This window comes from Thermodesulfovibrionales bacterium (assembly GCA_035622735.1).
Lineage (GTDB): Bacteria > Nitrospirota > Thermodesulfovibrionia > Thermodesulfovibrionales > UBA9159 > DASPUT01.
In genome coordinates this window covers 1-5,077 of sequence record DASPUT010000033.1, presented here as the reverse complement: position 1 = coordinate 5,077, position 5,077 = coordinate 1, and the positions used below count along the sequence as shown (strand labels likewise).

Here is a 5,077-nt window from a genome sequence, read left to right as displayed (position 1 = left end):
TTTTAATCTTGGTGCCGCATACGCATCTCATGGTCAACTCGACAGAGCCATAGCGGAATACCAAGCGGCATTACGGCTGAAACCTGATTTCGCAGAAGCTCATAATAGCCTTGGTTTGGCATATGCATCAAACGAACAATTCGACTTAGCTATTGCGGAATACCAGACAGCATTGCAGCTGAAACCTGATTTCGCAGAAGCTCATTTTAATCTTGGTGGTGCATACGCATTACACGGCTTCCTGGATTTGAGTGTGGAAGAATTCCAAACCGTAACACGCCTGTCGCCGGATAACATAATGGCGCATTATTATCTTGCTCTTATTTACCTAAAAAAAGGAAACCTGTATATAGCCCAAAAAGAAGTTGAACGAATTTTACAGATAAGACCTGATCTCGATGAAGCGCACCGGCTTCTCAATGATATCCTCTCAAGGCAACAATAAGGCGCATTTTAGCCCGACCTGATGTACCCCCTGTGACAGTCGGCTTTGCCTACTGAGAATTCTCTATGTTCTTTATGCCGACAATCCCTCGATAATCAGAGCACACGGCTTGCAATTTCTACACGTACTCGACAGCGGTTGCGTTTTACCATACCTGAGAGCTCGTAAGTGTTAGCCGTAGCAGAAATTTTGAGAAGGACGTGTTTCTTTCCCGACGAAACGAGCAGAAGAGAGGTCCGTCATAGGCTGTTAGTCATACAAGTGGCGCAACGGTAAATGAGCGGGCGACCACTCGCATCAAAAGCAAGTGCACACGCGTTTACACGAAATCGTGTAAACCCTTGATTTTAATGGTCGGGGCGACCCGATTTGAACGGGCGACCACTCGCACCCCAAGCGAGTGCGCTACCAGGCTGCGCTACGCCCCGATTACGTGATCTGGCTCAGTATCTCCCTGAGCCTCTTCCGGACTTTCTCGATTATTTCCTTAGATGAGGACTGTACGGGAAGTTTCTGTGGCTGGGGCTCCGGCTCGCCTTCGCCGAATTTCTTCCTTACCCCTTCTATGGTGTACCTTTCCTCATAGAGCAGCTTCTTTATCTGGAGAACAAGTTCAAGGTCCTTTTTTATGTATACCCTTTGACCCGACTTGTTCTTTCGCGGCTTCAGAAAGGAAAATTCAGTCTCCCAGTACCGGAGCACATAAGGTTCAACACCGGCAATCCTGCTCACTTCCCCGATTTTATAAAAAAGCTTGTCCGGGAATGGCTTTTGGGTTTTGATGATGTTGCCGGCCTGTGATCTATGCATCTACTTTTTCGATGATACCCTTTAACTGGTTGCTCGCCCTGAAGGTAATTACCCTCCGCGGCGTTATTTCGAGGTCTCCTCCGGTTTTGGGGTTCCTTCCCCTTCGCGCATTTTTCTTCTTGACGTTGAATGTCCCGAATCCGGAAACCTTTACCGATTCGCCCTCAACAAGCGTCTGCTTAACTGTGTCAAAGATCATTTCGATAATATTCTGGGACTCGATCTTGGATAATCCCACCTTTCCGAACACTGCGTCTACCAGGTCAGCCTTCGTCATAGACACCTCGCGGATCCTATTCTTGGATGTGTAATCTCAGCAAAGCATTTTTACTAATTATATTAATAGGATAGAGTATTGTCAAGCGAAAACCACAGAATCGACTCCTTGGTACATTATTTGCTTTACTCAAGCCTTTTCTCTGTGATAAACTTTTTTTGTGAGGTATGTAGGTCTCATTGTCCTCTCCCTGCTCGCCCTATCCTATCTCCTCTTCAGCGGAGAGAAGGAATACAGGATAGGCTCGTCGTTGAAAACAAACTCATATATTGAAGGACTGCGTATCGTGCACAAAAAAAACGGCACTGATTCCTGGGTGATCTCCGCGAAAAAGGCCGATTTCACGAGGGACGAAACCGTCGCCAAGATGAGTGCGGTAACCGTAAACGCGATAAAAGAAGGGGTCGTACTGAACGCCGATTCGGGAACCTACAACCTGACAACGCGGGCAGTCCTCCTTGAGGATAACATAAAGATACGAATCAAGGATTCCGTCATCTCCGCGAAGTCTCTCTCGTGGGATCCTTCACAGGAAACGCTGACTTCCCCCGACAGGGTCCGGATGGACGGTAAGAACTTCAGGATAGAGGGTGACGGGCTTGTCGCCACTCAGGACCAGAAAGTGAAACTCATGAAAAATGTTCAGGCGACATTCTTTTAGAGTCCGGATGGGATACTACAGTTCTTTGTCCCTTTCGGTTTCCGGAAAGATAGTAAGGGTATTTGCCCTTTTGCCCCTGCTCCTCCTTTCCCTTGCACCTACACCCTGCCAGGGTGAAGAGAAGCCATTCGAAACCAAGGGGCCGATTGTCATAAATTCAACGAGCCTGACAGCGGATAACAAGGCCCATACCGCCCTTTTTGAAGGTTCCGTCACTGCGCGGACAGACAACGGGACGATCTCTTCAGACAGCATGCTCGTCTCGTATGCAGAGGGAGGCAACGTGACGAGGATTGATGCGAAGGGACACGTGAGACTGGTAAGGGGCGATCGGGTCATAACCTCCGAAGAAGCCACTTATTTCGCCGACGACGAGAAGGTGATTTTTACGGGAGATCCCAGGGCGACTGAAGGAGGCAATGTGGTTTCGGGGACAAAGATGACATACCTCATGAAGGAAGACCGCTCGATCGTCGAAAACCCTAAGGTCTTCATCGAGAACAAGAAGACGAAATAATGCATACCCTCGAGGCACGAAACCTCACAAAAAGCTACCGCGGCAAAGAGGCCGTAGCCGATCTGAGCATAGGCGTCTCGACGGGAGAGATCGTAGGCCTCCTCGGCCCGAACGGGGCAGGGAAGACGACGACCTTCTATATGATCGTCGGGCTGATAAGGCCCGACCGGGGCAGTATCTTTCTCGATGAGGAAGAGATAGGCCAACTCCCCATGTATAAGAGGGCGATCCGGGGCATCAGTTATCTTCCCCAGGAACCGTCCATCTTCAGAAAGCTGACGGTCAGGGACAACCTCAGGGCGGTACTCGAAATCAAAGGTTACTCGGAGGCCGAGAGGGAGAGCCGAATCAGCCAGCTCCTGGAAGAATTCAACCTCGGCGAGTTTGCTGACAGGCATTCCTACCGTCTTTCAGGAGGAGAACGGAGGAGAACCGAGATAGCCCGCGCCCTCGCTATCGATCCCACCTTCATCCTCTTCGATGAGCCTTTTGCAGGAATCGATCCAATTGCTATAATAGAACTGAAGAAAATGCTTCGGTACTTGAAAGAAAAGGGTTTGGGGGTACTCGTAACCGACCACAACGTAAGGGATACGCTGTCTATAACGGACAGGGCGTACATCATAAGCAGCGGGGGCATCCTCGACGAAGGGATACCGGAAAAACTCATCGCCAACCCGAAGGTGAAAGAGACATACCTCGGAAAGGAATTTCGGCTCTAATGGCGGCACTCGAAAGCAGACTGGAATTAAAACTGAGCCAGAAGCTCGTCCTCACGCCGCAGCTGCAGCTTGCGATAAAGCTCCTCCAGATGCCGCAACTCGAACTCTCCGAGGCGCTCACGCAAGAGCTCATTGAGAACCCCTTTCTCGAAGAGATCGGTGAAGACAAGGAAGATCTCACGAAAGAAGAGATCGAGAACATCGAGCCAGAGACCTTCTCCGACGATACGGAGGCGCCCCTCGAAAAGCTGATTTCGAGCGGGGGATTGAGCGTCGACGATTACTTCGACGAACGGGGAAGCGACGGCCGGGACCTTGGATACTTCACACCGGGTACGGTCGAGAGCCCTTCCTTCGAACAATTCGTCTCCAAGGAGATGGACCTCACCGATCACCTCATGTGGCAGTTGCGGCTCTCCGATGTCTCCGACGAGATGAAGCGGATCGGCGAGATGATCATCGGTAATATCGATGAGAACGGATATCTCAGGGCATCGGTCGAGGAAATCGCCGATGCCGCGCATGCCGCCACGGAAAGGGTCGCCTCAGCCCTCCTGCACATCCAGGGGTTCGATCCTCCCGGCATCGCGGCACGGAATCTCCAGGAATGTCTCCTTCTTCAGCTGAGGGCACTGAACCTCACCGGAAGTCTCGTCGAGAAAATCGTCCTGAACAACCTCGCTGATCTCGAAAAGAAGCGGTATCAACAGGTGGCGAAGCAGTATGGCTCGCCCCTCGACGACATCATCGCGGCCGTGAGTATCATCGAAGGGCTTGAACCCAAACCGGCAAGAAATTTTTCGACTTCCTCAGCCGAGTATGTCGTACCCGACGTTTACGTGGTCAAGACGGAGGACGGATACCAGATCATCCTGAACGACGACAGATTGCCGCGTCTCAGACTGAGTAATCAGTACCGAAAACTCCTCCTCTCGAAAAAGTCCCTTACCAAGGAGGAGAAGCAGTTTGTCGATGACAAGCTCCGTTCCGCGGTCTGGCTCCTCAAGAGTCTTGACCAGAGGAACAGGACCATTTACCGTGTCACGGAAAGCATCCTGAACTTTCAGAGGGATTTTTTCGATAGGGATGTCTCCTCTCTGAAACCGTTGAACTTGAAGGATGTCGCCCTGAGCCTCGGCATGCACGAGAGTACCATCAGCAGGGTGACTTCGAACAAATACCTTTCCTGCAACCACGGTCTTTTCGGTTTCCGGTATTTCTTCAGCAGTGCGCTTCAGGGCGAGGCAGGCGCGGTCTCATCAACCTCCGTCAAGGACGTCATCAGGAAACTCGTTTCCGAGGAAGACAACCAAAAACCGCTCAGCGACCAGAAGATTGTGGAGCTGCTCAAGGCAAAGAACATCATCATCGCGAGAAGGACCGTGGCAAAATACCGGGAAGATCTCAAGATCCCGTCCCAGGGACAACGCAAGAAGGTGACCTTTGATCACTGAAAGAAGGACCTTGCCCTAACCCTCGCACGAACCCGAAAAGGAGGACACATGAACATCATTGTGAACGGTAGACACCTGGAGGTTACCCCTGCACTGAGAAGTTACGCTGAAGAGAAGATCAGCAAATTCGGACGGTATCTGTCGAATATTACCGAAGCCACCGTGACCCTCACGGTAGAGAAGTACCGGCA

General features: G+C 51.0%; 7 protein-coding genes and 1 tRNA gene. 5 read left to right on the top strand and 3 right to left on the bottom strand.

The features are described 5' to 3' along the window. Nucleotides 1-445: tetratricopeptide repeat protein (locus VEI96_01705; GenBank protein HXX56697.1), on the top strand; the 445-nt coding region annotated here is incomplete at its 5' end. A gap of 351 nt (nucleotides 446-796) precedes the next feature. Here the strand turns inward: VEI96_01705 and VEI96_01700 are convergent. From VEI96_01700 to VEI96_01690, 3 genes are all read right to left on the bottom strand, one after another. Continuing rightward, nucleotides 797-873 (bottom strand) — tRNA-Pro (locus VEI96_01700). 1 nt (nucleotide 874) lies between these two features. Further along, a complete protein-coding gene (locus VEI96_01695; protein HXX56696.1) occupies nucleotides 875-1,255 on the bottom strand; it encodes a MerR family transcriptional regulator in 381 nt (126 codons plus the stop codon). After that, nucleotides 1,248-1,532, bottom strand: a complete 285-nt coding sequence (locus tag VEI96_01690) for an integration host factor subunit alpha (GenBank protein ID HXX56695.1) — start codon at nucleotides 1,530-1,532, stop codon at nucleotides 1,248-1,250. The genes VEI96_01695 and VEI96_01690 overlap by 8 nt, the downstream gene beginning before the upstream one ends. 160 nt (nucleotides 1,533-1,692) lie before the next feature. On the opposite strand from VEI96_01690, the gene lptC reads away from it, so the two are divergent. Genes lptC through rpoN form a run of 4 tightly spaced genes read left to right on the top strand, consistent with a single transcriptional unit; the run spans nucleotide 1,693 to nucleotide 4,886 of the window. Next, nucleotides 1,693-2,193, top strand: a complete 501-nt coding sequence (lptC, locus tag VEI96_01685; protein ID HXX56694.1) for an LPS export ABC transporter periplasmic protein LptC — start codon at nucleotides 1,693-1,695, stop codon at nucleotides 2,191-2,193. A 7-nt stretch (nucleotides 2,194-2,200) separates the two neighbouring features. Beyond that, complete coding sequence (locus VEI96_01680; GenBank protein ID HXX56693.1) at nucleotides 2,201-2,710, top strand: LptA/OstA family protein; 510 nt, start codon at nucleotides 2,201-2,203, stop codon at nucleotides 2,708-2,710. Continuing rightward, the gene (gene lptB / locus VEI96_01675) at nucleotides 2,710-3,432 is read left to right on the top strand and encodes an LPS export ABC transporter ATP-binding protein (GenBank protein ID HXX56692.1); all 723 of its coding nucleotides are present in this window, start codon (nucleotides 2,710-2,712) and stop codon (nucleotides 3,430-3,432) included. Before VEI96_01680 ends, lptB begins: the two co-directional genes overlap by 1 nt. Next, complete coding sequence (gene rpoN, locus VEI96_01670; GenBank protein ID HXX56691.1) at nucleotides 3,432-4,886, top strand: RNA polymerase factor sigma-54; 1,455 nt, start codon at nucleotides 3,432-3,434, stop codon at nucleotides 4,884-4,886. Before lptB ends, rpoN begins: the two co-directional genes overlap by 1 nt. The last annotated feature ends 191 nt before the right edge of the window (nucleotides 4,887-5,077 follow it).